The 24,979-nt window shown below is 45.5% G+C and carries 40 protein-coding genes, 1 rRNA gene and 1 pseudogene; 7 read left to right on the forward strand and 35 right to left on the reverse strand.

The genetic code is table 11. From position 1 onward, the window contains the following. The 5 genes from L5M18_RS19900 to L5M18_RS19920 all read right to left on the reverse strand — a co-directional run. Positions 1-338: ribosomal RNA gene (locus L5M18_RS19900) — 16S ribosomal RNA — on the reverse strand; the annotation flags it as partial. Between the two features lie 513 nt (positions 339-851). Further along, positions 852-1,439: a TlpA family protein disulfide reductase gene (locus L5M18_RS19905; RefSeq protein ID WP_263198373.1), complete on the reverse strand. Its 588-nt coding sequence runs from the start codon at positions 1,437-1,439 to the stop codon at positions 852-854. Next, entirely contained in the window at positions 1,436-1,915 is a 480-nt protein-coding gene (gene nrfF / locus L5M18_RS19910; RefSeq protein WP_198573869.1) for a heme lyase NrfEFG subunit NrfF, read from the reverse strand. The genes L5M18_RS19905 and nrfF overlap by 4 nt, the downstream gene beginning before the upstream one ends. Beyond that, entirely contained in the window at positions 1,912-2,466 is a 555-nt protein-coding gene (locus L5M18_RS19915) for a DsbE family thiol:disulfide interchange protein (protein WP_105251044.1), read from the reverse strand. Before L5M18_RS19915 ends, nrfF begins: the two co-directional genes overlap by 4 nt. Before the next feature lie 11 nt (positions 2,467-2,477). After that, positions 2,478-4,457, reverse strand: coding sequence for a heme lyase CcmF/NrfE family subunit (locus tag L5M18_RS19920; protein ID WP_113941594.1), 1,980 nt, complete (start codon positions 4,455-4,457; stop codon positions 2,478-2,480). A 400-nt stretch (positions 4,458-4,857) separates the two neighbouring features. On the opposite strand from L5M18_RS19920, the gene ccmI reads away from it, so the two are divergent. Beyond that, the gene (ccmI, locus tag L5M18_RS19925) at positions 4,858-6,108 is read left to right on the forward strand and encodes a c-type cytochrome biogenesis protein CcmI (RefSeq protein ID WP_168827730.1); all 1,251 of its coding nucleotides are present in this window, start codon (positions 4,858-4,860) and stop codon (positions 6,106-6,108) included. A gap of 61 nt (positions 6,109-6,169) precedes the next feature. On the opposite strand, the gene L5M18_RS19930 is transcribed toward ccmI, so the two are convergent. After that, on the reverse strand, positions 6,170-6,469 hold the full coding sequence (locus tag L5M18_RS19930) for a c-type cytochrome (protein ID WP_105251041.1): 300 nt from the start codon (positions 6,467-6,469) through the stop codon (positions 6,170-6,172). 318 nt (positions 6,470-6,787) lie between these two features. Between L5M18_RS19930 and ccmA the strand changes: the two genes are divergently transcribed. From ccmA to L5M18_RS19960, 6 genes are all read left to right on the forward strand, one after another. After that, positions 6,788-7,438 (forward strand): cytochrome c biogenesis heme-transporting ATPase CcmA, encoded by a 651-nt coding sequence (gene ccmA / locus L5M18_RS19935; protein WP_131525727.1) that lies wholly within the window; start codon positions 6,788-6,790, stop codon positions 7,436-7,438. Between the two features lie 11 nt (positions 7,439-7,449). Further along, positions 7,450-8,136 carry a heme exporter protein CcmB gene (ccmB, locus tag L5M18_RS19940; protein WP_006079706.1) on the forward strand — a complete coding sequence of 229 codons (687 nt, stop codon included), beginning with the start codon at positions 7,450-7,452 and terminating at the stop codon, positions 8,134-8,136. A gap of 1 nt (position 8,137) precedes the next feature. Next, complete coding sequence (locus tag L5M18_RS19945; protein WP_105251039.1) at positions 8,138-8,884, forward strand: heme ABC transporter permease; 747 nt, start codon at positions 8,138-8,140, stop codon at positions 8,882-8,884. Next, positions 8,884-9,084, forward strand: a complete 201-nt coding sequence (gene ccmD / locus L5M18_RS19950) for a heme exporter protein CcmD (protein ID WP_105253042.1) — start codon at positions 8,884-8,886, stop codon at positions 9,082-9,084. The genes L5M18_RS19945 and ccmD overlap by 1 nt, the downstream gene beginning before the upstream one ends. Beyond that, on the forward strand, positions 9,081-9,569 hold the full coding sequence (gene ccmE / locus L5M18_RS19955) for a cytochrome c maturation protein CcmE (protein ID WP_105251038.1): 489 nt from the start codon (positions 9,081-9,083) through the stop codon (positions 9,567-9,569). Before ccmD ends, ccmE begins: the two co-directional genes overlap by 4 nt. 196 nt (positions 9,570-9,765) lie before the next feature. Further along, the gene (locus tag L5M18_RS19960; RefSeq protein WP_263198374.1) at positions 9,766-10,716 is read left to right on the forward strand and encodes an ABC transporter substrate-binding protein; all 951 of its coding nucleotides are present in this window, start codon (positions 9,766-9,768) and stop codon (positions 10,714-10,716) included. Between the two features lie 57 nt (positions 10,717-10,773). On the opposite strand, the gene rplQ is transcribed toward L5M18_RS19960, so the two are convergent. The 29 genes and pseudogenes from rplQ to tuf form a co-directional block, all read right to left on the reverse strand. Continuing rightward, positions 10,774-11,169: a 50S ribosomal protein L17 gene (gene rplQ / locus L5M18_RS19965; protein ID WP_006083573.1), complete on the reverse strand. Its 396-nt coding sequence runs from the start codon at positions 11,167-11,169 to the stop codon at positions 10,774-10,776. A 40-nt stretch (positions 11,170-11,209) separates the two neighbouring features. Beyond that, a complete protein-coding gene (locus L5M18_RS19970; RefSeq protein WP_006083574.1) occupies positions 11,210-12,199 on the reverse strand; it encodes a DNA-directed RNA polymerase subunit alpha in 990 nt (329 codons plus the stop codon). Between the two features lie 24 nt (positions 12,200-12,223). Continuing rightward, the gene (gene rpsD / locus L5M18_RS19975) at positions 12,224-12,844 is read right to left on the reverse strand and encodes a 30S ribosomal protein S4 (RefSeq protein ID WP_006083575.1); all 621 of its coding nucleotides are present in this window, start codon (positions 12,842-12,844) and stop codon (positions 12,224-12,226) included. 32 nt (positions 12,845-12,876) lie between these two features. Further along, entirely contained in the window at positions 12,877-13,269 is a 393-nt protein-coding gene (rpsK, locus tag L5M18_RS19980; protein ID WP_006083577.1) for a 30S ribosomal protein S11, read from the reverse strand. Positions 13,270-13,284: 15 nt separating this feature from the next. Further along, positions 13,285-13,641, reverse strand: coding sequence for a 30S ribosomal protein S13 (rpsM, locus tag L5M18_RS19985; protein WP_011787581.1), 357 nt, complete (start codon positions 13,639-13,641; stop codon positions 13,285-13,287). A gap of 117 nt (positions 13,642-13,758) precedes the next feature. Beyond that, the gene (rpmJ, locus tag L5M18_RS19990) at positions 13,759-13,872 is read right to left on the reverse strand and encodes a 50S ribosomal protein L36 (RefSeq protein WP_006083579.1); all 114 of its coding nucleotides are present in this window, start codon (positions 13,870-13,872) and stop codon (positions 13,759-13,761) included. Between the two features lie 21 nt (positions 13,873-13,893). Continuing rightward, a complete protein-coding gene (gene secY / locus L5M18_RS19995) occupies positions 13,894-15,234 on the reverse strand; it encodes a preprotein translocase subunit SecY (protein ID WP_263198377.1) in 1,341 nt (446 codons plus the stop codon). Between the two features lie 7 nt (positions 15,235-15,241). Then, positions 15,242-15,676 (reverse strand): 50S ribosomal protein L15, encoded by a 435-nt coding sequence (gene rplO, locus L5M18_RS20000; protein ID WP_006083581.1) that lies wholly within the window; start codon positions 15,674-15,676, stop codon positions 15,242-15,244. A 3-nt stretch (positions 15,677-15,679) separates the two neighbouring features. Further along, positions 15,680-15,862, reverse strand: a complete 183-nt coding sequence (gene rpmD / locus L5M18_RS20005; protein ID WP_006083582.1) for a 50S ribosomal protein L30 — start codon at positions 15,860-15,862, stop codon at positions 15,680-15,682. 6 nt (positions 15,863-15,868) lie between these two features. Beyond that, a complete protein-coding gene (gene rpsE / locus L5M18_RS20010; protein WP_006083583.1) occupies positions 15,869-16,372 on the reverse strand; it encodes a 30S ribosomal protein S5 in 504 nt (167 codons plus the stop codon). Between the two features lie 11 nt (positions 16,373-16,383). Next, complete coding sequence (gene rplR, locus L5M18_RS20015; protein ID WP_006083584.1) at positions 16,384-16,734, reverse strand: 50S ribosomal protein L18; 351 nt, start codon at positions 16,732-16,734, stop codon at positions 16,384-16,386. 10 nt (positions 16,735-16,744) lie between these two features. After that, entirely contained in the window at positions 16,745-17,278 is a 534-nt protein-coding gene (gene rplF, locus L5M18_RS20020; protein ID WP_105251036.1) for a 50S ribosomal protein L6, read from the reverse strand. Positions 17,279-17,288: 10 nt separating this feature from the next. Beyond that, positions 17,289-17,681, reverse strand: coding sequence for a 30S ribosomal protein S8 (gene rpsH, locus L5M18_RS20025; protein WP_006083586.1), 393 nt, complete (start codon positions 17,679-17,681; stop codon positions 17,289-17,291). A gap of 24 nt (positions 17,682-17,705) precedes the next feature. Beyond that, positions 17,706-18,011 carry a 30S ribosomal protein S14 gene (gene rpsN / locus L5M18_RS20030; protein WP_006083587.1) on the reverse strand — a complete coding sequence of 102 codons (306 nt, stop codon included), beginning with the start codon at positions 18,009-18,011 and terminating at the stop codon, positions 17,706-17,708. A 10-nt stretch (positions 18,012-18,021) separates the two neighbouring features. Continuing rightward, complete coding sequence (rplE, locus tag L5M18_RS20035; protein WP_006083588.1) at positions 18,022-18,561, reverse strand: 50S ribosomal protein L5; 540 nt, start codon at positions 18,559-18,561, stop codon at positions 18,022-18,024. A 12-nt stretch (positions 18,562-18,573) separates the two neighbouring features. Beyond that, positions 18,574-18,888 (reverse strand): 50S ribosomal protein L24, encoded by a 315-nt coding sequence (rplX, locus tag L5M18_RS20040; protein ID WP_006083589.1) that lies wholly within the window; start codon positions 18,886-18,888, stop codon positions 18,574-18,576. 11 nt (positions 18,889-18,899) lie between these two features. Continuing rightward, positions 18,900-19,268, reverse strand: coding sequence for a 50S ribosomal protein L14 (gene rplN / locus L5M18_RS20045; RefSeq protein WP_006083590.1), 369 nt, complete (start codon positions 19,266-19,268; stop codon positions 18,900-18,902). Between the two features lie 180 nt (positions 19,269-19,448). After that, positions 19,449-19,697: a 30S ribosomal protein S17 gene (gene rpsQ, locus L5M18_RS20050; protein ID WP_006083591.1), complete on the reverse strand. Its 249-nt coding sequence runs from the start codon at positions 19,695-19,697 to the stop codon at positions 19,449-19,451. Next, a complete protein-coding gene (rpmC, locus tag L5M18_RS20055; RefSeq protein ID WP_006083592.1) occupies positions 19,697-19,888 on the reverse strand; it encodes a 50S ribosomal protein L29 in 192 nt (63 codons plus the stop codon). Before rpmC ends, rpsQ begins: the two co-directional genes overlap by 1 nt. Next, positions 19,888-20,298 (reverse strand): 50S ribosomal protein L16, encoded by a 411-nt coding sequence (rplP, locus tag L5M18_RS20060; protein WP_006083593.1) that lies wholly within the window; start codon positions 20,296-20,298, stop codon positions 19,888-19,890. The genes rpmC and rplP overlap by 1 nt, the downstream gene beginning before the upstream one ends. A gap of 11 nt (positions 20,299-20,309) precedes the next feature. Then, complete coding sequence (rpsC, locus tag L5M18_RS20065) at positions 20,310-21,002, reverse strand: 30S ribosomal protein S3 (protein ID WP_006083594.1); 693 nt, start codon at positions 21,000-21,002, stop codon at positions 20,310-20,312. Between the two features lie 9 nt (positions 21,003-21,011). After that, a complete protein-coding gene (rplV, locus tag L5M18_RS20070) occupies positions 21,012-21,344 on the reverse strand; it encodes a 50S ribosomal protein L22 (RefSeq protein WP_006083595.1) in 333 nt (110 codons plus the stop codon). Positions 21,345-21,359: 15 nt separating this feature from the next. Next, positions 21,360-21,638: a 30S ribosomal protein S19 gene (gene rpsS, locus L5M18_RS20075; RefSeq protein ID WP_006083596.1), complete on the reverse strand. Its 279-nt coding sequence runs from the start codon at positions 21,636-21,638 to the stop codon at positions 21,360-21,362. 14 nt (positions 21,639-21,652) lie between these two features. Further along, positions 21,653-22,477: a 50S ribosomal protein L2 gene (rplB, locus tag L5M18_RS20080; protein ID WP_006083597.1), complete on the reverse strand. Its 825-nt coding sequence runs from the start codon at positions 22,475-22,477 to the stop codon at positions 21,653-21,655. 16 nt (positions 22,478-22,493) lie between these two features. Next, positions 22,494-22,796: a 50S ribosomal protein L23 gene (gene rplW / locus L5M18_RS20085; protein ID WP_025008843.1), complete on the reverse strand. Its 303-nt coding sequence runs from the start codon at positions 22,794-22,796 to the stop codon at positions 22,494-22,496. Further along, a complete protein-coding gene (gene rplD / locus L5M18_RS20090; protein WP_113941598.1) occupies positions 22,796-23,401 on the reverse strand; it encodes a 50S ribosomal protein L4 in 606 nt (201 codons plus the stop codon). Before rplD ends, rplW begins: the two co-directional genes overlap by 1 nt. 17 nt (positions 23,402-23,418) lie before the next feature. Beyond that, positions 23,419-24,057, reverse strand: a complete 639-nt coding sequence (gene rplC / locus L5M18_RS20095) for a 50S ribosomal protein L3 (protein WP_006083600.1) — start codon at positions 24,055-24,057, stop codon at positions 23,419-23,421. Positions 24,058-24,087: 30 nt separating this feature from the next. Further along, complete coding sequence (gene rpsJ / locus L5M18_RS20100; protein WP_006083601.1) at positions 24,088-24,399, reverse strand: 30S ribosomal protein S10; 312 nt, start codon at positions 24,397-24,399, stop codon at positions 24,088-24,090. 334 nt (positions 24,400-24,733) lie between these two features. Continuing rightward, a pseudogene (gene tuf / locus L5M18_RS20105) lies at positions 24,734-24,979 on the reverse strand (elongation factor Tu); the annotation flags it as partial.

Genomic DNA, 24,979 nt, shown 5'->3' on the forward strand with positions numbered 1-24,979 from the left:
TCTGGGCCGTGTCTCAGTCCCAGTGTGGCTGATCATCCTCTCAGAACAGCTAGGGATCGTCGCCTTGGTGAGCCATTACCTCACCAACTAGCTAATCCCACCTAGGTTCATCCAATCGCGRRAGGCCCGAAGGTCCCCYYCTTTCCCCCGTAGGGCGTATGCGGTATTAGCAGTCGTTTCCAACTGTTATCCCCCTCGACTGGGCAGATCCCTAGGCATTACTCACCCGTCCGCCGCTCGCCACCTCAGAAGTAAACTCCCTTGTGCTGCCGCTCGACTTGCATGTGTTAGGCCTGCCGCCAGCGTTCAATCTGAGCCATGATCAAACTCTTCAATTAAAGTTTTGTTGCTTCCGTCTTGCGACTTCAGCGGCTCAATGAATTCTGATTTTTTGCTTCTAACTAAAGAAACAAACTGTACATATTGCTATGAACACTCATTGTTACATTGATTTAAATTTTTGACTGCCAACCCGAAGGTTAAGCAGTTTCGATTAACTCAACACCTGTGAGTGTCCACACAGATTTCTTGTTTTATCTTGTTAAAGAGCAACTCAACCTCATAAGATAAGGTGAGTACCACACTGAGCGCCGAACGCTTCCAGTTGGCTAGGGCTGCGTATTCTACGCATTTCCCGTTTCGCGTCAAGGAGTTTTTGCAAACTTTCTCAACACTCATCAATCACTAAACTCATCGATGAACTGTCACATCAGGCTGCTTAACGCTGTCTGCCGTGTCAGTGGATGCGCATTATAGGCAGTGAAACTTTTTATGCAAGGGCTTTTTAAATGAAAAAAGATCGCATGGCGATCTTTTAAACGATGGCGATTATTTTACATGCAAAGTGCCCATTAATTGGGCTTTTTGCTGCCTTTATCGATAAAACCTTGGATTAGCGAGACAGCTTTTACGTCATCCCAATCAACATAGGATCGAACAAAGGCAATTAATTGACCCTGTTGATCAAGAATAAAGGTCGCAGGAATCGTGTCGAGCGGAAAAACGTTCCCAAGACTTTGTGGTTGATCGTAGTAAGAGTTGAAATTCGCCATACCCAATGAACTTAAGAACGGCTGAACCTGCTGCTTACCTTCTGCATCAATAGAGATAGGCAGCACGACAAAATCTTCAGTCTTGAACTTAGTTGCTAACCTTTCGATTGCAGGCAACTCTCTGACACATGGCGGACACCAAGTCGCCCACATGTTAACCATAATGATCTTGCCTTTAAATTGGCTGAAGTCGATAGCTTTACCATCGACATCATTAAAGGCAACAGGCTCAATAGGAAAAGTCTTTGGCAGTACATTGATCAAATCAACCGTTGATTCCATCGGTTTAGCCGTTTGCTGCATACCAGGGTACGCATGCGCGACCCCAGCAACAAATACCAAAAGAATGGATGACAACATGAATGCCGTTATGACTTTATGCTTCATTTTGTATTGCGCTTTAGCAAGGTATCTAACTCGCGCTGATCTTCTGCGCTAATTTCGTTCGGCACATTACCGCCAATACGTTGCTTACGAATGAAGATGAATCCAATCACTAGACCCAGAAGTAATAAACCAATAGGACCTAACCAGAGAATGTAGGTCTTGGTTTCCATCTTAGGTTTATAAAGAACAAACTCACCGTAACGACTGGTCATAAACTCGATGATCTCATCATCCCCTTTTCCTTCGTCAACCATCTTGAATACCTCAAGACGCAGATCTCGAGCAACGGGTGAATTGGAGTCGATCAAATTTTGGTTTTGACACTGTGGACAACGTAGTTCATGGGCCAAAGACAAACCACGCTTTTGATTTTCAGGCGACTTGAATTCGTAAGTATCAACTGGTGTTGCCATGACGGCAGTCGTCATGCTGAACATCAGCACTAGACCACCCATGATTTTAATCAGCGTTCTCATGCTGCGCCATCCTTCGCTGCTTCAGCTTGTAATTGTTGGATCATAGGGTAAAGGGTTTCACTCCATACGCGTTGGTCTATTGGACCTGCATAACGGAAACGGATAATACCGTTGTGATCAACAATAAAACTCTCTGGAGCACCATAAACGCCAAGATCTAATCCTAAACGCCCATCTTTATCATAGATATTAACGTTGTAGGGATCGCCCTGACGTTTTAACTCTTCTAACGCAGGAACACGCTCATCACGATAGTTGATCCCGTAAATTGGCAGCAGATTTTTACGTTTTAGCATCACTAAGAAAGGATGCTCATATTTACAAGATGGACACCACGTCGCCCATACGTTAAGTAATGATACCTTACCTTTTAATTGCTCATTCGTTATGATCTCAGCCGGTGTTTCTAGGCGTTCCAGTTGGAAAGCCGGAATAGGCTTCCCTTCCAGTGCTGAATCCAATTGCTGCGGATTCAGAAATAACCCTTTATATAGAAACACCCCCATGGCGAGAAATATGACCAATGGGATAAACAGAACCAACTTCTTCATACATTCCCCAATTATTGAGCCGTTGCCAATTTTGCCTTTTCGGCCAAAGGCGCGACGGCTGCAGTGACTTTCGCACGGTAACGTTTATCCGATGCAGCGAAGAATCCACCTATCATCATGAAAATTGCCCCAAACCATAACCAACGCACGAACGGCTTATAGTTTAAACGAACCGCAAATTCAGTGCTGGTAATAGGGTCACCCATAGTTACGTACAAGTCACGGAATAGACCCCAGTCAATACCGGCTTCTGTCATATCCATAGTTCGCACATTATATTGACGACGATCGGGTTTTAGTAATGTCAGTAGCTCATCGCCCTTGTAGATCTCTATCTGTCCCTGCTGTGCAGTGTAGTTAGGACCCACTACGTTTTTGGTCTCGAGATACTTAAAAGTATAACCGGCAAGTTCTTGGCTTACACCAGGTCCCATACGAACACTTTTCTCAATCGAGTAATTTGACACCATAGTGGCACCAATCACAGAAACGGCAATACCGAGATGCGCAAAGATCATACCAAGCTGACTACGGCCCATGCGGCTGATGCTGATATCACCTTCTTTCGACTTGACCATGTTATAGGCCGCTCTTGCGGTAGCCAGAATAATCCAAGCCGCGGCAGCAATACCAAAGGCAACCCAAATATTGAATGCACCATCGACGATAAAAGGAGTCACAATACCGATAGCAGCAGCAATCATTGCTGGGATCAATAGCTGACGCTTAAGCTCGCCCGCTTTCGATTTTTTCCAACGAATAATTGGACCAATACCCATAAAGCCAAATAGCACTAATACGATAGGCACGAACACCGCATTAAAGTATGGGGGTCCAACAGAGATCTTACCCATGCCAAGCGCGTCGATGAGCAATGGATATAATGTACCCAATAGTACCGTACCTGCGGCAACCGTCAGTAGCACGTTACATACTAAGAGCATTGTTTCTTTAGACTTAAGCTCGAAACGGGCAGGACTACTCATTTCACTGGCACGTAAAGCAAACAGTGTTAATGAACCGCCAACAGCTAAACCAAGTAACAACAGGATGAACATACCGCGGCTTGGATCGGCTGCGAATGAATGCACTGAGGTTAATACACCAGAGCGAACAATAAAGGTACCAAGCAAACTTAAAGAGAAAGCGAAAATAGACAGTAATACAGTCCAGTTACGGAAGGCGCCGCGTTTCTCAGTCACAATCAAAGAGTGAACAAGCGCAGTACCCACTAACCAAGGCATAAAAGAGGCGTTCTCAACAGGATCCCAGAACCACCAACCGCCCCAACCTAATTCATAATAAGCCCACCAAGATCCTAGTGCGATACCGCCCGTAAGGAAGGTCCAAGCAGCCAATGTCCATGGACGAGTCCAACGAGCCCATGCAGAATCGAGACGGCCGCTCATCAGCGCAGCAATCGCAAATGCAAAGCTTACAGAGAAGCCCACATAACCCAAGTACAACATAGGAGGATGGAAGATTAATCCCACGTCCTGCAGCATTGGATTTAAGTCACGACCTTCGGCTGGGATCGGGAATAAACGTTCAAATGGGCTAGATGTGAGTAGCATAAACAAACTAAAGCCAATCACAATAAGAGCCAATACTGCCAGCACACGGGCAGTAAACACTTCTTCTAAACCTTTGCTAAACAAGGCAACCGCAGCCGCCCAAGTTGATAAAGCAAACACCCAAAATAACAGTGACCCTTCATGACCGCCCCATACGGCCGAGATCTTAAAGAAGATAGGTAACTGAGAATTTGAATGATGTGCCACATAGGCGACCGAGAAATCATCGACGGCAAAACTATAAGCCAGCACGACAACAGATAAGGTAATAAAAAAGAACATTCCGTACGTTAATGGCCAAGCGTACCTAACAAGGTATTGGTCTTTTCTGGCAACACCTATTAGGGGGACGCTGATTAATAAGAAGGCAAAAGCCACCCCTATTATCAACGCAAAGTGTCCAAGTTCTGGGATCATGGGTTTTCCTCAGTCTTCAATAATATGTTGATTTAGAAAGACTCTATCTCAACGCACAACATGCTATTCACGCAAATGCACGAAATTTTGCTCATTTTAGTATTTGCTATTGTTCCTGTCTGCCTCTTTCGTACAAAACTGGGTTACTTGTCTCATTCTCAATTTTAGAGGTCGATGAAAGTCACGGAAGAGGCTCAGTTCTGCATGTGACCGACAAATGACACTTAAGTTTCATACAAAATTTACAAGAAGAATCAATTTGTGAACCAGTGCCCAACTATAAGCTTTCAGCACTGGGATTACCTTATATTACTGTTCAATGAACAATCTTTACGTATAATCTTGCTTCCAAGCCTAGCGGTTACTCCGCTTTCTGCAAACTAAAGTGAATATAGAAACAATGACGACATTTTGGATTTTTATTGCGCTTGTTATGTTAGTCGGCCTGATGCTGATTTGGATCCCGCACTTCAGACAGCAAAAATTGCTGAAAACGGAAGAAGCTGGAGTTCGTAAACAAACGAACCTTGAATTGTTCAATGAGCGCTTAGGCGTTCTTGAAAAAGAATTAAGTGAAGAGCTACTCGATCAAGCCGAATTTGATGCATTGAAGAAAGAACTGGAAATCAGTCTACTCCAAGACATCAAACAAGCGAACGACGATTCATTGGTCAACCAAATAAAGCCAAAGACGATTCTGTGGCCGTCGATCATGTCAGTTTGTTTGATTGTTATCTCAGGCTATCTCTATCAACACTTAGGTGCCTTCGAGAATATTGATAGTGCTCAACAACCTGCGAATCCACATGCAGGAATGGATACGGCTCAAATCATGATGCAACGCGTGCAGATGATGGAAGCTCAAGTTAAAGCCGAGCCAGAAAACAGCCAACTGTGGTTTAGCTTAGGTCATGCTTATGTATCAGCAAACCAATACGATAAAGCGATTGCGGCTTTCGATAAAGTAATCGAATTAGTCGGAAAGCATGCAGAATTGCTCGGTCCAAAAGCAACGGCGATGTATTACAAAGCGGGTCAACAAATGACACCGCAAATCCAAGCTCTTATCGATGAGTCCTTAGCTATGGATGCCCAAGATCCTTCAACGCTACTGCTCGTGGGTATGGATGCTTTCTTTACTGCTGACTACAAGAAAGCCATCACCTCTTGGCAAACGATTTTAGATAGCGGTCGTGCCGACGTTGATCGTGCAGCTCTTATGAATGCAATCGAAACCGCTAACTTACGCATGCAGTCGGAAACCGCTGGCATGCCAAATGATGATGCACATAAGCAAGTCAAAGCGAGTGCTAAATCGGTCAATGTCACTATATCTATCTCTGCAGAACTTGCGGCTAAAGCCAGTCCAGAAGACACCATTTTCATCTTTGCCCGTGCAACTGAAGGACCTAAAGTCCCATTAGCTGCAACCAAAGTCAGTGCTAAGTCTTTCCCGATTACAGTGACATTAGATGACAGCAGCGGTATGGGTGGTGATGTGAAGTTAAGCGATGCAGCCAATGTGGAAGTGATCGCTGTGCTGTCTAAACAAGGTAATATCAAACCGCAAACGGGTGATATTCAAGGCAAGATCAGTAAAGTCGCCGTAGGCGATACAGCGAACCTAGTACTTGATACTCAAGTGCAATAAATCGCAGTTAATTGCAGATATAAAAAAACCGGCTTTCGCCGGTTTTTTTATATCTGAAGAATTACTTAGCTGTAGACATAAATTTGATAGCAGCTTTGTAATCATCATCAGTACAATCAGTACACATACCACCTGGTGGCATAGCATTCAGACCAGTTTTCACACTCTTCACTAGAGCGTCAACACCCTTAGCTAAGCGTGGTTCCCATTCTGCAGCGTTGTGTACTTTTGGAGCACCAGCAACACCCATACTGTGGCATACGGTACATGCCTTATTATAAATAGCCTCAGCATCTTGAGCTGAAGCGTTAACTGACATAGTCAAAGCAGCGACAGCAGTCATTGCTAACAGTTTTTTCATGTTCAATGTTCCTAATGCAAATACGTACAAAGCTCGGCGCCGCCCTTACTTAGGCAGACTCATTATAGCCGACTAAGATTACTACAAACTTCAAGAAATCTCATCTTTTTGTGATTAGAATCTCAACACAAAATGAATCAGGCGACAAGGATGACAAATTCGTTAATATATTAGCAAGTCGTAAAAAAGTTCGATAAATATTGCGGTTATTGGAACCACATCATATTGCTGACATCTAGTGCAAACCAAGAGTAAACCCCCAATAACGTTTGTGTTAGAATGACTTGTGTTTCCTTCCGGCTTGAGATAGAGGGTTCAGTGACAAATATAACTAAAGAAACCACATTAGTGTCAGCCAGCAAGCTGACCTGTATCCGCGAAGAACGCATCCTTTTTGATGAGTTAAGTTTTGATATAAATGCCGGTGACATTGTTCAGATTGAAGGCCCTAACGGCGCAGGCAAGACCAGTTTATTACGCATATTGGCGGGCCTTTCTCGCCCCTATGCCGGACAAACTTTTTACATTAATGAAGACATAAACCGTTGCCGCGATGAATACAATGAAGACCTCTTGTATTTAGGCCATTTAGCTGGCGTGAAATGCGAGCTGACTGCCGAAGAAAACCTTAATTTCAATTTAAGAATCAGTGGTTATGATGACTTTGATACGTCAGAGATTTTAGCCAAAGTAAATTTAACGGGCTTTGAAGAAGCTCTCGCGGGGCATTTATCCGCAGGCCAGCATCGCAGAACAGCGCTATCAAGATTGTGGCATAGCAACTGTAAAATTTGGATCCTTGACGAACCTTTTACTGCAATTGATAAAAAAGGCGTCGAAGAACTGGAGCAGTTATTTATTCAGCATGCGGATAATGGTGGCTGTGTGATCCTTACAACTCACCAAGATATGGGCATTATCACAGATGATAGGCTTCGTAAAATTCGTCTCGATTATCGCTTCATATAAGGTCAGGCTCAATGAAAAGAGGCATCAGTTTTACCCAAGCATTTTTCACCTTGCTGCAGCGAGATCTTAAAATTGCTATTCGCCACCGCGGCGACATTTTTAACCCACTGCTATTTTTTATTATGGTCGTTACCTTGTTTCCGCTGGGAATTGGACCAGAGCCGCAAATGTTAGCACGTGTGGCACCGGGGATAATTTGGGTCGCCGCATTATTAGCATCAATGTTGTCACTTGAAAGGCTTTTCAAAGCCGACTTTAGTGATGGTAGCTTAGAACAAATGCTATTAAGCCCACAGCCATTAGCCATTCTCGTATTAGCTAAAGTGTTAGCCCACTGGATTTTAACTGGTGTGCCACTGATTATTATCGCACCACTGTTAGCGGTATTACTCAATCTAGACGGCAACAGCTACGGTGCGTTAATTTCGACGCTTGCGCTAGGCACGCCAGTATTGTCGCTGTTAGGTGCTATAGGTGTGGCATTAACCGTCGGTCTAAGGAAAGGCGGCGTGTTACTCAGCTTACTTATTTTGCCCTTATATATCCCAGTACTCATTTTTGCAACGAGTGCTATAGACGCGGCAGGAATGAATTTACCCTATGATGGTCAGCTCGCTATAATAGGCGCTATGCTGGTCGGATCGTTAACCTTAGCACCTTTTGCAATTGGTGCATCTCTGCGAGTGAGTACTAACTAAAATGTGGAAATGGTTACACCCTTACGCGGATCCTGAACGCGCATATAAATTATCAGGAACGTTATTTCCATGGTTTGCGATCTTAGCCGGTCTATTGATTGCAGTTGGCACTACTTGGGGACTCGTTTTCGCGCCGACGGATTACCAGCAGGGTGATAGTTACCGTATTATCTTTATCCATGTTCCTGCCGCGTCTATGTCAATGGCGGCTTATATGGGTATGGCAACCGCGGCCTTTATCGGTCTAGTTTGGCAAATAAAACTTGCCGACTGGGCTGCAGCATCTATTGCTCCCATTGGTGCAGTAATCACCTTTATAGCACTCTTTACCGGAGCAGCATGGGGCAAACCTATGTGGGGTGCTTGGTGGGTATGGGATGCACGCTTAACTTCTGAGCTGGTATTACTATTCCTATATCTAGGTGTGATCTCGCTCTATGCCTCATTTGAGGATAAAGTGCTCGCAGCTCGTGCAGCAGGGATCTTAGCGATCGTCGGTGTGATCAATATTCCTATCATCAAATACTCAGTTGAATGGTGGAGCTCATTACATCAACCGTCGACAATACGCATTACTGAGAAATCGACAATGTCGACAGAAATGCTCTATCCACTGTTAATTAACATACTGGGCTTCGGTCTTATGATTGGCGCCATCACTATTGTTCGTTTTAGAGCAGAAATTTTAGCAAGAAATGGCATGCGCCCTTGGGTTCGTGAACTAGCTAAAGCGGAGGAGGTCAAATGATGCAATTCGATTCAATCAGTGATTTTTTTAATATGGGCGGCTATGCATTCTATGTATGGCTATCCTACGGAGTGACCTTCTTCTGCCTCTCTACGCTCATCATTACCAGCGCACGCCAAAAGCGTAAGGTGTTAATTGATATCGCGAAGAAGATGGATAGAGAAGAACGCCTAAAAGAAACCAGGAGTACTAAATCGTGAACCCAAGACGCAAAAAAAGACTGACATTAGCTGTAGCATTAATCGGTGGCGTTGCTGCGATTACTTCGCTTTTGCTCTATGCGCTGAACTCCAACTTGAACTTATTCTATACTCCGTCTGAAATTGTCCACGGCAAGACAGACACTGGCGTAAAACCTGAAATTGGCCAACGTATTCGTGTCGGCGGAATGGTGACAGTAGGTTCTATGGTGCGAGATCCCAAAAGCTTGCATGTCGAATTTGCAGTGCATGACTCCCTCGGTGGCGAAGTACTGGTCACTTATGACGACCTATTGCCCGATCTTTTCCGTGAAGGACAAGGCATTGTTGCTCAGGGTGTACTGGGTGCTGATGGCAAACTAGAAGCAACTGAAGTACTCGCCAAGCATGATGAAAACTACATGCCACCAGAAGTCGCTGAAGCCATGGGCCAAAAGCACGAAAAGTTAGATTATAGCCAGCAAAAGGCACCTGATACTAAGTAGGTTATTGATGGATCAGCAATAGCGTACAAACTAAGCCTCCTAGCTTAATAACTAGTGAGGCTTTTTTATTATCTCAATATGCACAATTAAAGGTGGACTATACTCTAGGCAGCGCCAATACCTAAGACTGCATATGATTCAAATAAGACAACTAAACTCTAGTTTGCAACACATTCTAAGCTTCCTAATTATCTGCTTGGTAGGCCTCTCTCAGGAAGCCATTGCTGCTAAAGTTGTTGTTATCGAAAGCTACCATCATAGCTATCAATGGGACCAAGAATACTATCAAGCGATTTATGACACGCTCAGCCCTCACCACGATGTTAGTTATTTCGAGATGGATACCAAACACTTACCCCAAGAGCAATTTGCTGAACGGGCTGACTTAGCATGGAAATACATTCAACAACAAGCACCTCAATTGGTTATTCTCGCCGATGATAATGCGGTTAATCTCTTACACCAGCGCCTAAATGACAGCCTAATCCCAGTAGTCTATTTAGGGGTGAACATGAATCCTAGAGAATATCATCTCAATGAACACAAACGCTTCACAGGCGTCATTGAGAGACCACTACTACGACGTTCTCTACTGCTCATTCAACGTTTACTACCGCAGACTGTACATAGAAAAATCTTAGTTCTATTCGACCAAGGAGTCACCTCTGACTCAGCGGCTGAATACATCAGTAAACAACACTCAAGCATGTTAGGCGATATCGAAGTTAATTTAGTGCAATTGTCACAGCTAACAGATTGGCAGCGGAATGTATTGACCGCGAAGGAACAGGGTTATAACGCTATAGTCGTGGCGCTATACCACACAGTTAGAGATGCAGATAATCGCTCAGTAGATGCAGATCAGCTTCTAAAATGGATATCTGAACATACTCCGGTACCGAATTTTGGGTTTTGGGGATTTAGTGTCTCTGCTGAAGGCAATATTGGTGGCTATGTTCTCGATGGCTATCATCATGGCAAGATTGCAGCGAATATGGCGACAAAAATACTCGGCGGCGAGAAACCCGAAAATATTTTCCCAGTAACAGATGATCTTGGAAAATACATGTTTAGCCAGAAAGGCTTATCCAAATGGAATATCATCCTCCCAAAAGAAATCGAGAAAACCACACTTTGGGTGAAATAGTTAAAAAGGCATAAAAAAGCCGGGCTAATGCCCGGCTTTTTAAAAGTGTAACCTTAATTACTCAGCAGCTTCAACATCAACAGCTTGAGCAGCTTCTGGGCGACCAACTAGCTCGATGTAAGCCATAGGGGCTTTATCACCAGCACGTAAACCGCACTTAAGGATACGGGTATAGCCACCAGGACGTTCCTGGTAACGTGGACCCAACTCAGTAAATAACTTACCAACGACTTCAGCGTCGCGAGTACGTGCAAACGCTAAACGACGGTTTGCAACGCTGTCACTCTTAGCAAGTGTTATCAGAGGCTCAACTACGCGACGCAGTTCTTTCGCTTTAGCCACAGTTGTCTTGATGATCTCATGACGAACTAGTGAACCGGCCATGTTGCGAAACATGGCTTGGCGATGACTGCTGTTACGGTTTAGTTGACGACCACTCTTACGATGGCGCATGACCTAATCCTTATAACCTAAATCTGTACAAACCTGAGACTTATAGGTCGTCTGCTAAACTAGCTGGAGGCCAGTTTTCCAAACGCATACCTAACGACAGTCCGCGAGAAGCTAAAACATCCTTAATTTCAGTAAGAGATTTCTTACCTAAGTTCGGGGTTTTCAGCAACTCAACTTCAGTGCGCTGTACCAGATCTCCGATGTAATGAATCGCTTCGGCTTTCAAGCAGTTAGCCGAACGTACAGTTAGCTCTAAATCGTCGACAGGACGCAGCAGAATCGGATCGAATTCCGGTTTCTCTTCTTTCAGCTCTGGCTCAGTCACGTCACGTAACTCTACAAACGCATCTAGCTGTTCAGCCAGAATAGTTGCAGAACGACGGATAGCTTCCTCAGGATCGATAGTACCGTTTGTGGTCATATCGATAACGAGTTTATCTAAGTCAGTACGCTGTTCTACACGTGCTGCTTCTACATTGTAGGCAATACGTGCAACTGGCGAGAAAGAAGCATCAACCAGCAAGCGGCCGATTGGGCGATCATCGTCTTCGGTCTGTGCACGAGCAGATGCTGGTACATAACCACGACCACGCTCAACGCGAATACGCATGCTGATATCATTGTTACCTGTCAGATGACAGATAATATGATCAGGATTCACGATAGTGACATCACCATCATGCGTGATATCTGCTGCGATGACAGGGCCTGCGCCGGACTTGCTCAACGTAAGCATAGCCTCGTCTTTACCCTCGATGGTCACTGCTAACCCTTTCAGGTTTAACAAGATCTCAAGGATATCTTCTTGAACGCCTTCCTTACTGCTGTATTCGTGCAGTACACCGTCAATCTCGACTTCGGTAACCGCGCAGCCGGGCATAGACGACAATAGGATGCGACGCAACGCGTTACCTAAAGTGTGGCCGAAACCACGCTCAAGTGGTTCCAATGTAACCTTGGCACGTGTTGAGTTAACCTGCTCGATATCAACGAGACGCGGTTTAAGAAATTCTGTAACAGAACCCTGCATTGTGTCCTCTCTTGTTTGTTAGCCTTACTTAGAGTAAAGCTCGACGATCAGCTGTTCGTTAATTTCCGCAGACAAATCGCTACGTTCTGGAACGCGCTTGAAAGCACCTTCCATTTTCGCGTTGTCGACTTCAACCCATGTAGGCTTCTCGCGTTGAGCTGCCACTTCTAAAGCCGCTTTAATACGAGCTTGAGTACGTGACTTCTCGCGGATGCTCACAACATCATTCGCAGACACTTTGAATGATGGAATGTTAACAACACGACCGTTAACCATAATAGATTTATGGCTTACTAGCTGACGTGATTCTGCACGAGTTGCACCGAAGCCCATACGATAAACAACGTTATCAAGACGGGTTTCTAAAAGCTGAAGCAGGTTTTCACCTGTGTTGCCTTTAGTACGTGCAGCATCTTTGTAATAGTTACGGAATTGTTTTTCTAACACACCGTAAATACGACGAACTTTTTGTTTTTCGCGTAACTGAGTACCGTACTCTGACAAACGTGGCTTACGAGCGCCATGTTGTCCAGGTGCAGTTTCCAGTTTACACTTTGAATCGATTGCTCTCACACCGCTTTTTAAGAAAAGGTCTGTACCTTCTCGGCGGCTGAGCTTGAGCTTGGGACCCAAGTATCTTGCCATGATCTTTCTCCAACTATCCTAATGAAACGGCGTTATACACGACGCTTTTTAGGAGGACGACAACCATTATGAGGGATCGGCGTCACATCGGTAATGTTGGTAATTTTATAACCAACAGCGTTCAGCGCACGAATGGCTGACTCACGACCTGGACCTGGACCCTTCACAAACACTTCAAGGTTTTTTAAACCGTAGTCTTGAGCAGCAGCACCTGCACGCTCAGCAGCCACCTGTGCAGCAAATGGAGTAGATTTACGTGAACCACGGAAACCTGAACCACCTGAAGTAGCCCATGACAACGCATTACCTTGACGATCTGTAATGGTGACAATAGTGTTGTTGAAAGAAGCATGGATATGAGCCATGCCATCTGCAACCTGTTTACGTACGCGCTTACGCGGAGAACGTGACGGAACTTTAGCCATTGCTTTACCTTCCCGTTACTTTCTAATAGGTTTACGTGGACCTTTACGCGTACGCGCATTGGTCTTAGTACGTTGCCCACGGAGAGGCAGGCTACGGCGATGGCGGAGACCACGATAACAACCAAGATCCATAAGACGCTTGATGTTCATTGAAATCTCACGACGTAAGTCACCTTCTACTAGGTATTTGGCGACTTCTTCGCGTAGTGTGTCTATTTGAGCTTCGCTCAATTCCTTGATCTTAGCAGTTTCAGCGATTGCTGTAGCCGCGCAGATTGCTCTAGCGCGAGTACGGCCGATGCCGAAAATTGCAGTCAATGCGATGACTGTATGCTTTTGATCAGGAATGTTAATGCCAGCGATACGGGCCACTATGCACTCCTTAAAGTTAAAGGCCAACTGCGAAAAGCCCGAAAGGATACTCGACAGTCGACAGATTTGCAAACAAAATTTTGTTCAGCCCAATTCATGGGCTGAACAAATTACTTTTTAGCCTTGACGCTGTTTGTGTTTTGGTTCAACACAGATAACGCGTACAACGCCACTACGCTTGACGATCTTGCAGTTACGGCAGATCTTCTTCACGGAAGCTCGAACTTTCATTTCATCACTCCGTAAAGCTACTTAGCGACCAAAGCGATCTAAATTCGCTTTGTTAACTAGGTTAGCTTTCTTCATCACAGACTCATACTGATGAGACATCATATGCGTCTGAACCTGAGCCATGAAGTCCATGATTACGACTACCATAATTAGTAGTGAAGTACCGCCGAAATAGAACTGTACTTTCCACGCAATTAACATGAACTCCGGAATTAAGCAGATAAAGGTTATGTATAACGCGCCTGCCAATGTCAAACGGGTCATAACTTTATCAATGTAACGCGAAGTCTGTTCTCCAGGACGGATCCCAGGGATGAATGCACCACTCTTCTTCAAGTTATCTGCTGTTTCACGCGGGTTAAACACCAACGCAGTATAGAAGAAACAGAAAAAGATAATCGCTGTTGCATATAATAATGAGTAAAGCGGTTGTCCAGGTGACACAGCCAGTGAAAAATCACTTAACCATGACATGGACTCATTTTGACCGAACCACTGAGCCAGTGTTCCAGGAAACAAAATGATGCTTGACGCAAAAATTGGCGGTATAACACCTGCCATGTTTATTTTCAGCGGTAGATGGGTACTTTGCGCAGCGAACACCTTACGGCCTTGCTGACGCTTAGCATAGTTAACGACGATACGACGCTGACCACGTTCCACAAACACTACAAAATAAGTCACTGCAAACACAATTACCGCGAGCAACAACAATACTAACACATTCAAGTCACCTTGACGCGCCTGCTCAGCCGTTTGGCCGATAGCGGAAGGTAATCCAGCAACAATACCTGCGAAAATCAAAATCGAGATACCGTTACCTATACCACGTTCGGTAATTTGCTCACCTAGCCACATAAGGAACATAGTTCCTGTCACTAAGCTCACAACCGCAACAAAGTAGAATCCAAATCCAATGTTGACCACAAGGCCTGGCACTAAGTTTGGTAACCCGGTTGCAATACCGACCGACTGGAATGTACCCAGCACTAAGGTACCCCATCTGGTATATTGACTGATTTTCTTACGTCCTGATTCGCCTTCCTTTTTCAATTCAGCGAGTACAGGATGTACGACAGTCAACAGTTGCATGATAATCGATGCCGAAATGTACGGCATAATACCTAATGCAAAGATAGAGGCACGCTCAAGGGCACCACCCGAGAACATGTTAAACATGCCAAGGATGGTTCCACTTTGCTGAGCAAACAGCTCTGCTAATACAGCTGCGTCAATACCAGGAATTGGCACAAACGAACCGGCTCTAAAGACGATAATCGCACCAATCACGAACAGGAGGCGAGCTTTCAATTCAGAAAGTCCACCTTTCGCGCTTTTTAAATCAAGTCCTGGTTTTGCCATCGACGTATTATTCCTCGATCTTACCGCCGGCAGCTTCAATAGCTGCACGTGCACCTTTGGTTACCTTCAGACCTTTAACAGTCACAGGGCGCTCAATGGTACCTGAAAGAACAATTTTCGCAAACTGGATGTTGCGAGTTATTACGTTCGCATCTTTCAGAGCGTTTAAGTCGATAACATCACCGTTAACTTTTGCCAGTTCGAGTACACGAACTTCAGCTGTTACCATAGCGCGACGCGAGGTAAAACCAAATTTAGGTAAACGGATTTTCAGTGGCATTTGACCACCTTCGAATCCTGGGCGTACACCGCCACCAGAGCGAGACTTTTGGCCTTTATGACCACGACCCGCTGTTTTACCTAGACCTGAGCCCATACCACGGCCTACACGCTTTGGTGCATGCTTAGAGCCTGCAGCTGGAGATAGAGTATTTAAACGCATCTATTAATCCTCCACCTTAACCATGTAGTAGACCTTGTTGATCATACCGCGAACAGAAGGAGTATCTTCTAATTCAACAGTGTGACCAATGCGACGCAAACCAAGACCCGTTAGGGTTGCACGGTGCTTCGGTAAACGACCGATACCGCTTTTAGTTTGAGTAACTTTTACAGTTTTAGTTGCCATGGTGCATTACCCCCGAATTTCGTCAACATTCAGGCCACGCTTAGCTGCGATTTGCGAAGGTGACTTCATGTGCACCAATGCATCGACAGTCGCGCGAACGATGTTGATCGGGTTAGTAGAACCGTATGCTTTTGACAGAACGTTATGCACGCCTGCTACTTCCAATACGGCACGCATTGCGCCACCGGCAATAATACCAGTACCTTGTGATGCAGGTTGCATGTACACAAGTGAACCAGTATGACGACCTTTAACTGGGTGATGCAGAGTACCTGCATTCAACTCAACGGTCACAATGTTACGACGAGCTTTTTCCATCGCTTTTTGAATCGCGGCTGGAACTTCACGTGCTTTGCCATAGCCATAGCCAATCTTACCGTTACCGTCACCCACTACTGTCAGTGCTGTGAAGCTAAAGATACGACCGCCCTTAACTACTTTAGAAACACGATTAACTGCAATTAATTTCTCTTGCAGATCGTCTTTTTGCTGAGCTTCTAATTTAGCCATTTTATAACCCCTTAGAACTTCAGGCCAGCTTCACGAGCTGCATCTGCTAAAGCAGCTACACGACCGTGATACTTGAAACCAGAACGATCGAACGCAACTGAAGTTACGCCTTTTTCGATCGCGCGCTCAGCAACAAATTTACCTACTGCTTTCGCTGCGTCTACGTTACCGGTACTCTTCAGTAGCTCTTTAACCGCTTTTTCTACGGTTGAAGCAGCTGCCAACACCTGAGCTTCAGGATTGATCACCTGAGCATAAATGTGACGCGGTGTACGATGTACAACCAGACGGTTCACGCCCAGCTCTTGGATCTTCTTACGAGCGCGAGTAGCGCGACGTAAGCGAGATGTTTTCTTATCCATATCGCGTTACCTACTTCTTCTTAGCCTCTTTACGGCGTACTACTTCGTCGTCATAGCGAACACCTTTGCCTTTGTATGGCTCTGGTGGACGGTATCCGCGAATCTCAGCAGCGACTTGGCCAATTAACTGTTTATCAACGCCACGTAGGACGATGTCAGTTTGGCTAGGGCACTCTGCAGTAACGCCTGCGGGCAGTTTGTGTACTAACGGATGAGAGAAACCTAAAGTAAGGTCAATATCAGCACCGACGAGTTTCGCACGGTAACCAACGCCAACTAACTTTAACTTACGCTCAAAACCTTGAGATACACCAACAACCATGTTGTTTACTAATGCACGAGTTGTACCAGCCTGTGCCCAAGCGTTAACAACGCCTTCAACAGGGAGGAACTTAACTACGCCGGCTTCAATAACAACATTGACCGCATTGTTGATCACTCGAGTCAGACTACCTTTTCCGCCTTTGACGGTAAGGGTCTGTTCGTTCAAGGTCACCTCTACGCCAGCTGGAATAGATACTGGTGCTTTTGCTACACGAGACATTCCTAGCTCCTTAAGCTACGTAGCAGATAACCTCGCCACCCATGCCTGCAAGGCGGGCGGCACGATCAGTCATCAAGCCTTTAGAAGTGGACACAATTGCGACACCCAGACCGCCCATCACCTTTGGAAGTTCGTTTTTACCTTTGTAAATACGAAGACCAGGGCGACTTACACGCTGGATAGTCTCAACGACTGGTTGGCCTTGGAAATACTTTAAAGTAACTTCCAGTTCAGGCTTGGCTTCATCTGCTACGGCGTAATCAGCAATATAACCTTCATCTTTAAGTAGTTTCGCAATTGCGACTTTCAACTTAGCTGAAGGCATCTTCACTGATACGTGGTTAGCAGCTTGGCCGTTACGAATACGGGTTAACATATCCGCAATAGGATCTTGCATGCTCATATTAGCTTACTCCGTGACAAGTGCTTACCAGCTGGCCTTACGCAGGCCAGGAACTTCACCACGCATGGTTGCTTCACGTAATTTGATACGGCTTAAGCCGAATTTACGTAAGAAGCCATGAGGGCGACCAGTTTGATTACAACGATTGCGTTGACGCGCAGCGCTGGAATCACGTGGTAGAGCTTGCAGCTTAAGAACCGCATCCCAACGATCTTCGTCAGAAGAAGCTGGACTTGCAATGATAGTCTTAAGAGCCGCACGCTTTTCAGCGTACTTGGCCACGAGCTGTGCACGTTTAGCTTCACGTGCTTTCATTGATGTTTTTGCCATTACGCTACCCTTATTTCTTGAATGGGAAGTTAAAAGCGTCTAACAAAGCACGACCTTCTTCATCATTCTTCGCAGTAGTAGTGATAACAATATCCATACCACGAATCTTATCGATTTTATCGTAATCGATTTCTGGGAAGATGATCTGCTCACGCACGCCCATTGCGTAGTTACCACGGCCGTCAAACGCTTTAGCGCTTAAGCCACGGAAGTCACGAATACGTGGGATTGCGATATCGACTAAACGCTCTAAGAATTCCCACATACGCTCACCGCGTAGGGTCACTTTACAGCCAATAGGGTAGCCTTCACGGATTTTAAAACCAGCAACTGACTTACGAGCTACAGTCACAACTGGCTTTTGACCAGCGATTGCAGTCATATCACGGACAGCATGGTCCATGATTTTCTTGTCTGCAACAGCTTCGCCAACACCCATGTTCAGGGTGATTTTCTCAATCCGAGGGACTTGCATGACACTGGTATAACCGAACTTTTTAGCAAGTTCAGCGACAACAGTCTCTTGGTATTTATCATGCAGTTTCGCCATCGTTTACTCCAATTACTTAACGAGTTCACTGTTCGATTTGAAGAAACGAACTTTTTTGCCGTCTTCAAAGCGGAAACCAACGCGATCAGCTTTGCCAGTGGCAGAGTTGAAAATCGCTACATTTGATGCTTGTATCGGTGCTTCTTTCTCAACAATACCGCCAGCTACGCCCAATTGTGGGTTTGGCTTTTGGTGTTTTTTGACAAGATTGATGCCTTCAACAATCAATTTACCAGTAGGAAGGACTTGAGAAACTTTTGCACGTTTACCCTTGTCTTTACCTGCTAATACAATCACTTCGTCTTCACGACGTATTTTAGCTGCCATTTTGAAGCTCCTTACAGTACTTCTGGTGCCAGCGAGACAATTTTCATAAATTGCTCATTACGCAATTCACGTGTCACTGGTCCAAAGATACGAGTACCAATCGGCTGCAGGTTGTTGTTCAAAAGAACAGCTGCATTCCGATCGAAGCGAATGACAGAACCGTCTGGACGACGTACGCCTTTCTTAGTACGGACTACCACCGCGTTATACACATCGCCTTTCTTCGCTTTAGCGCGAGGAATCGCTTCTTTAACAGAAACTTTGATGATGTCGCCGATACCGGCATAACGACGATGAGAGCCACCCAAGACCTTAATACACTGAACTCTGCGTGCGCCGCTGTTACAAGCAACGTCAAGAGTCGATTGCATTTGGATCATTTTAAGTGCTCCGCTATCGTTACTACACAATTCCCACTATGGGACAATAAAAACACTCATTTTTGCTATTAATTTAGTCAAAAATGGCGCGCAAATATAACACCATAAAAGTGGAATGTATAGTATTAAAAAACAAACGGCCCCACATTCTGGAGCCGTTTACCTAAATACCTAATTAACTTAGGCCTTTGATACTACTTCAACCAGGGTCCAAGACTTAGTCTTAGACAAAGGACGACATTCGCGAATCGCTACTAAATCGCCTTCATTGCACTGATTCGTTTCGTCATGTGCATGGATCTTTGTCGTACGCTTAATGTATTTCCCATAAATTGGGTGTTTCACTTGGCGTTCGATAGCAACAGTAATGGACTTGTCCATTTTGTTGCTAGTTACACGACCCTGCAAAGTACGGATTTTATCAGACATTATGCACCCGCCTTAGAAGTAATAATGGTCTTAACGCGCGCAATGTTACGGCGCACCAATTTCAGTTGATTAGTCTGAGTCAACTGACCAGTGGCGTGTTGCATACGCAGGTTGAACTGCTCACGCAGCAGACCAAGTAGTTCAGCGTTCAGTTCTTCAACGCTCTTTTCTCTCAGTTCGCTCGCTTTCATTACATCACCGTCTTAGTTACGAAGGTAGTCTTAATTGGAAGCTTGGCAGCAGCCAAAGCAAACGCTTCACGAGCGATCACTTCAGAAACACCATTCATCTCATAAAGAACCTTACCAGGTTGAATCTGACATACCCAGTATTCAACGTTACCTTTACCTTTACCCATACGCACTTCAAGAGGCTTAGAGGTAATCGGCTTGTCCGGGAAAACTCGAATCCAAATTTGTCCCTGACGCTTAATGTGACGTGTCATGGCACGACGTGCAGATTCGATCTGACGTGCAGTTAAACGGCCACGGCCGACTGCTTTCAGACCAAAAGTACCAAAGCTAACTTCGGTACCGTTCGCTAGACCGCGGTTGCGGCCTTTGAACATCTTGCGAAACTTCATACGTTTAGGTTGCAGCATTGCCGGCTCTCCTATTTACCACGAGGCTTGCGCTTAGGTTGCTGCTGCTTCGGCTCTTCAATCTGTGGCAGCATTCCGTCTAGAACTTCACCTTTGAAGATCCAAACTTTAACGCCAATCACACCGTATTGGGTGTGACTTTCAGATGTAGAATAGTCGATATCAGCACGCAAAGTATGTAAAGGTACACGACCTTCACGATACCACTCATCGCGCGCAATCTCAGCTCCGCCTAAACGGCCACTAACTTGTACTTTGATACCTTGAGCACCAATACGCATTGCGTTTTGAACTGCGCGCTTCATAGCACGACGGAACATTACGCGACGCTCTAATTGCTGTGCAATAGAGTCAGCAACTAACTTGGCATCTAGCTCAGGTTTACGGATCTCAGCGATGTTAATTTGAGCAGGAGTGCCAGCAAGTTTTGACACTGCAGCACGCAATACTTCAACGTCTTCACCTTTCTTACCGATCACAACACCTGGACGGGCAGTGTGAATGGTAACGCGGATGCTTTTCGCTGGACGCTCGATAACAATCTTAGATACTGAAGCAGCTTGTAATTTCTCTACAAGAAACTTACGCACTTCCCAGTCGCTGTTCAGGTTACTTGCGTAATCTGATTTATCTGCGTACCAGGTAGAGATCCAAGGCTTGGTGATACCCAGACGGATACCATTAGGATGTACTTTCTGTCCCATTGCTCTCTCCTAGCGATCTGATACAACCACAGTAATGTGGCTGGTACGCTTCATGATACGATCAGCGCGGCCTTTAGCACGTGGCATGATACGCTTCATAGTTGGGCCTTCATCTACGAAGACGGCTCCGACTTTAAGCTCATCAATATCCGCGCCTTCGTTGTGTTCGGCGTTTGCGATAGCTGAGTCAAGTACTTTTTTAACCAGTACGGCGGCTTTCTTGGGGCTGAAAGTCAAAATTTCGAGGGCCTTAGCAACAGGCAATCCACGAATTTGATCAGCAACCAGACGGGCCTTCTGCGCAGACGTACGGGCAAAACGATGTTTAGCTAAAACTTCCATCTTATTCCTCCCGTATTAACGCTTCTTCGCTTTCTTATCTGCAGCATGGCCGCGATAAGTGCGAGTTGGTGAAAATTCACCAAGTTTGTGGCCGATCATTTCGTCAGTTACGAACACAGGAACGTGCTGACGACCATTATGGACAGCGATGGTCAAACCAATCATATTTGGAATGATCATAGAGCGACGTGACCAAGTCTTAATAGGCTTTTTGTCACCGGCTTCCATCGCTTTCTCTACCTTCTTCAGCAAGTGCAGGTCAATGAAGGGACCTTTCTTGAGAGAACGTGGCATGGCGAATCCTCTTACTATTTATTACGACGACGTACGATGTACTTGTCAGTGCGCTTGTTACTACGAGTTTTATAACCCTTAGTTGGCACACCCCATGGAGTCACTGGGTGACGACCACCAGAAGTACGGCCTTCACCACCACCGTGTGGATGGTCTACTGGGTTCATTGCAACACCACGCACTGTAGGACGTATGCCTCTCCAGCGCTTAGCACCTGCTTTACCTAACTGGCGTAGCATGTGTTCGGCATTACCAACTTCACCAAATGTCGCGCGGCAATCAACTGGCACTTTACGCATTTCGCCAGAGCGAAGACGTAGAGTGGCATATGCGCCATCACGAGCAACAACTTGTACATAAGCACCTGCAGAACGAGCGATCTGAGCACCTTTACCTGGCTTCATTTCAACTGCGTGAACTACAGAACCTACTGGGATGTTGCGCAGTGGCATAGCGTTACCGGTTTTGATCTCGGCAGCAACACCAGACTGGATCTTATCGCCAGCTTGCATGCCTTTGGCAGCAAGAATATAACGACGCTCACCATCCGCATACAATACTAACGCGATGTTAGCAGTACGGTTTGGATCGTATTCCAGACGCTCAATCTTTGCAGGGATACCATCTTTATCGCGTTTGAAGTCGATTAGACGATAATGCTGCTTATGACCACCACCTACGTGACGGACAGTGATACGGCCAGTATTGTTACGGCCACCACTTTTAGATTTTTTCGCCAACAAGCCAGCAAAAGGTTTACCCTTGTGCAGGTCAGTGTTCACCACTTTAACTACGTGGCGACGACCTGGAGAGGTTGGCTTACACTTAATAACTGCCATGATAATTCTCCTTTGCTTACTCAGCGCCGCCGACGAAATCGATGTCAGCACCAGCAGCTAGAGTCACATAGGCTTTTTTCCAATCGCTACGACGACCAGTACGGCCACCAGTGCGTTTAGTTTTGCCTTTGCTCACTAAAGTGCGAACTGAATCAACTTCAACTTCAAATAGCTTGGCAACAGCAGCTTTAATTTCAGCTTTAGTTGCATCGATAGCTACGCGGAAAACAACAGTGTTGTGCTTCTCAGCGTTCACAGTGCTCTTTTCAGAGATATGTGGAGCGAGAATAACTTTTAGCAAACGTTCTTCGCGGATCATCATGCTAGCATCTCCTCGATTTGCTTCACTGCGTCAGCAGTCACAAGCACAGTGTTGAAGGCGATCAGACTCACTGGGTCTAGACCCGCTACATCACGAACGTCAACCTTGTACAGGTTACGAGCTGCTAAGAATAAGTTCTCATCAACTTCTGCAGTCACAATCAGAACGTCTTCAAGGTTCATTGCTTTCAATTTAGCTTTCAGCTCTTTAGTTTTAGGAGCTTCAACACCGAAAGATTCAACAATAACCAAACGCTCTTGACGTACCAATTCAGACAGAATGCTTCTCAGCGCGCCGCGGTACATCTTTTTATTAACTTTTTGGCTGTGATCTTGGGTTTTAGCAGCGAATGTTACGCCACCGCCACGCCAGATTGGGCCTTTAACAGAACCAGCACGAGCACGGCCAGTTCCTTTTTGGCGCCAAGGCTTTTTGCCTGAGCCAGTTACTTCCGCACGAGTCTTTTGAGCACGAGTGCCCTGACGCGCGTTTGCAGCGTATGCTACAACTACCTGATGAACCAGTGCCTCGTTAAAGTCACGGCCGAAGGTAGTTTCGGAAACTTCAAGAGCGCTTTGCGCGTCTTTCAATACCAATTCCATTACTATCTCCTCAGACCTTAAGCTTTAACGGCAGGCTTGATAATCAAGTCGCCATTGGTAGCGCCAGGAACAGCGCCACGGACTAGTAGCAGGTTACGCTCAACATCTACACGAACAACAACTAGATTTTGAGTAGTAACACGCTCGGCACCCATATGGCCTGACATTTTTTTGCCTTTGAATACGCGACCAGGCGTTTGGTTCTGACCGATAGAACCATTCGAGCGGTGCGACAAAGAGTTACCGTGAGTCATATCTTGAGTACGGAAGTTCCAACGCTTAACGCCGCCTTGGAAGCCTTTACCTTTTGATTGACCAGTAACATCAACTTTCGCTACGTCTGCGAAAATATCAACATTTAGCTCAGCACCAACTTCAATGCCCTCGCCTTCACCGTCTACCAAACGCATTTCCCACAAACCACGACCGGCTTCAACGCCGCTCTTGGCAAAGTGACCTGCTTCTGGTTTAGTGATGCGATTGGCTTTTTTGGTGCCAGTTGTAACTTGAAGTGCACGGTAGCCGTCAGTTTCTAAAGTTTTCACTTGAGTAACACGGTTGCCTGCAACTTCAATTACAGTAACTGGTATTGAAACACCATCTTCAGTGAAGATGCGAGTCATACCAACTTTACGACCAATAAGACCGATAGCCATCTCTCAAACCTCTTCTTACTAGGATCTCAATTAACCCAAGCTAATCTGTACGTCGACACCAGCCGCAAGATCTAAACGCATTAACGCGTCAACAGTCTTTTCAGTTGGCTCTACGATGTCAACCAGGCGCTTGTGTGTACGTAATTCGTACTGGTCACGAGCATCTTTATTAACGTGCGGAGAGATCAAAATGGTATAACGCTCTTTGCGAGTAGGTAGTGGAATTGGACCACGAACCTGCGCGCCTGTACGCTTAGCAGTTTCAACGATTTCCGCTGTAGACTGATCAATTAAGCGATGATCAAATCCCTTTAAGCGGATACGGATTCTTTGGTTCTGCATTGACCAGAGCTCCTAAAATGGACATATAAAAAATCACCCTCTAGCTTCTTCTAAATAGAAAAGCAGAGCGAGATGATTTAACCGTTCGACTCCCAATCGGAGCCGCTATGATAATGATTAACTTAAGCGACTAATCATTTAATTCGTTAACCTAGGTCGACGAGGGGGCCATTATACCTATCTAAATTCGGATATCAAGCCCGCTGTGTAAATAGTCATCAAATAACTATTTAACTTCAGAGTGGCGAGCATTTTACACAAATTTGTAAATAAAACCAGCCCTCAAATAAAAAAGGAAGCCGAAGCTTCCTTTTCAAACTAATCTCTATCGCAATTAAGCGATGATTTTAGCTACTACACCAGCACCAACTGTACGACCACCTTCACGGATTGCGAAGCGTAAACCTTCGTCCATCGCGATTGGGCAAATCAGAGTCACTACCATTTTGATGTTGTCGCCAGGCATTACCATCTCTACGCCTTCTGGCAGTTCGATAGTACCGGTTACGTCAGTTGTACGGAAGTAGAACTGTGGACGGTAGCCTTTGAAGAATGGAGTGTGACGTCCGCCTTCTTCTTT

Source organism: Shewanella sp. SM20, assembly GCF_025654545.1.
GTDB lineage: Bacteria > Pseudomonadota > Gammaproteobacteria > Enterobacterales > Shewanellaceae > Shewanella > Shewanella oncorhynchi.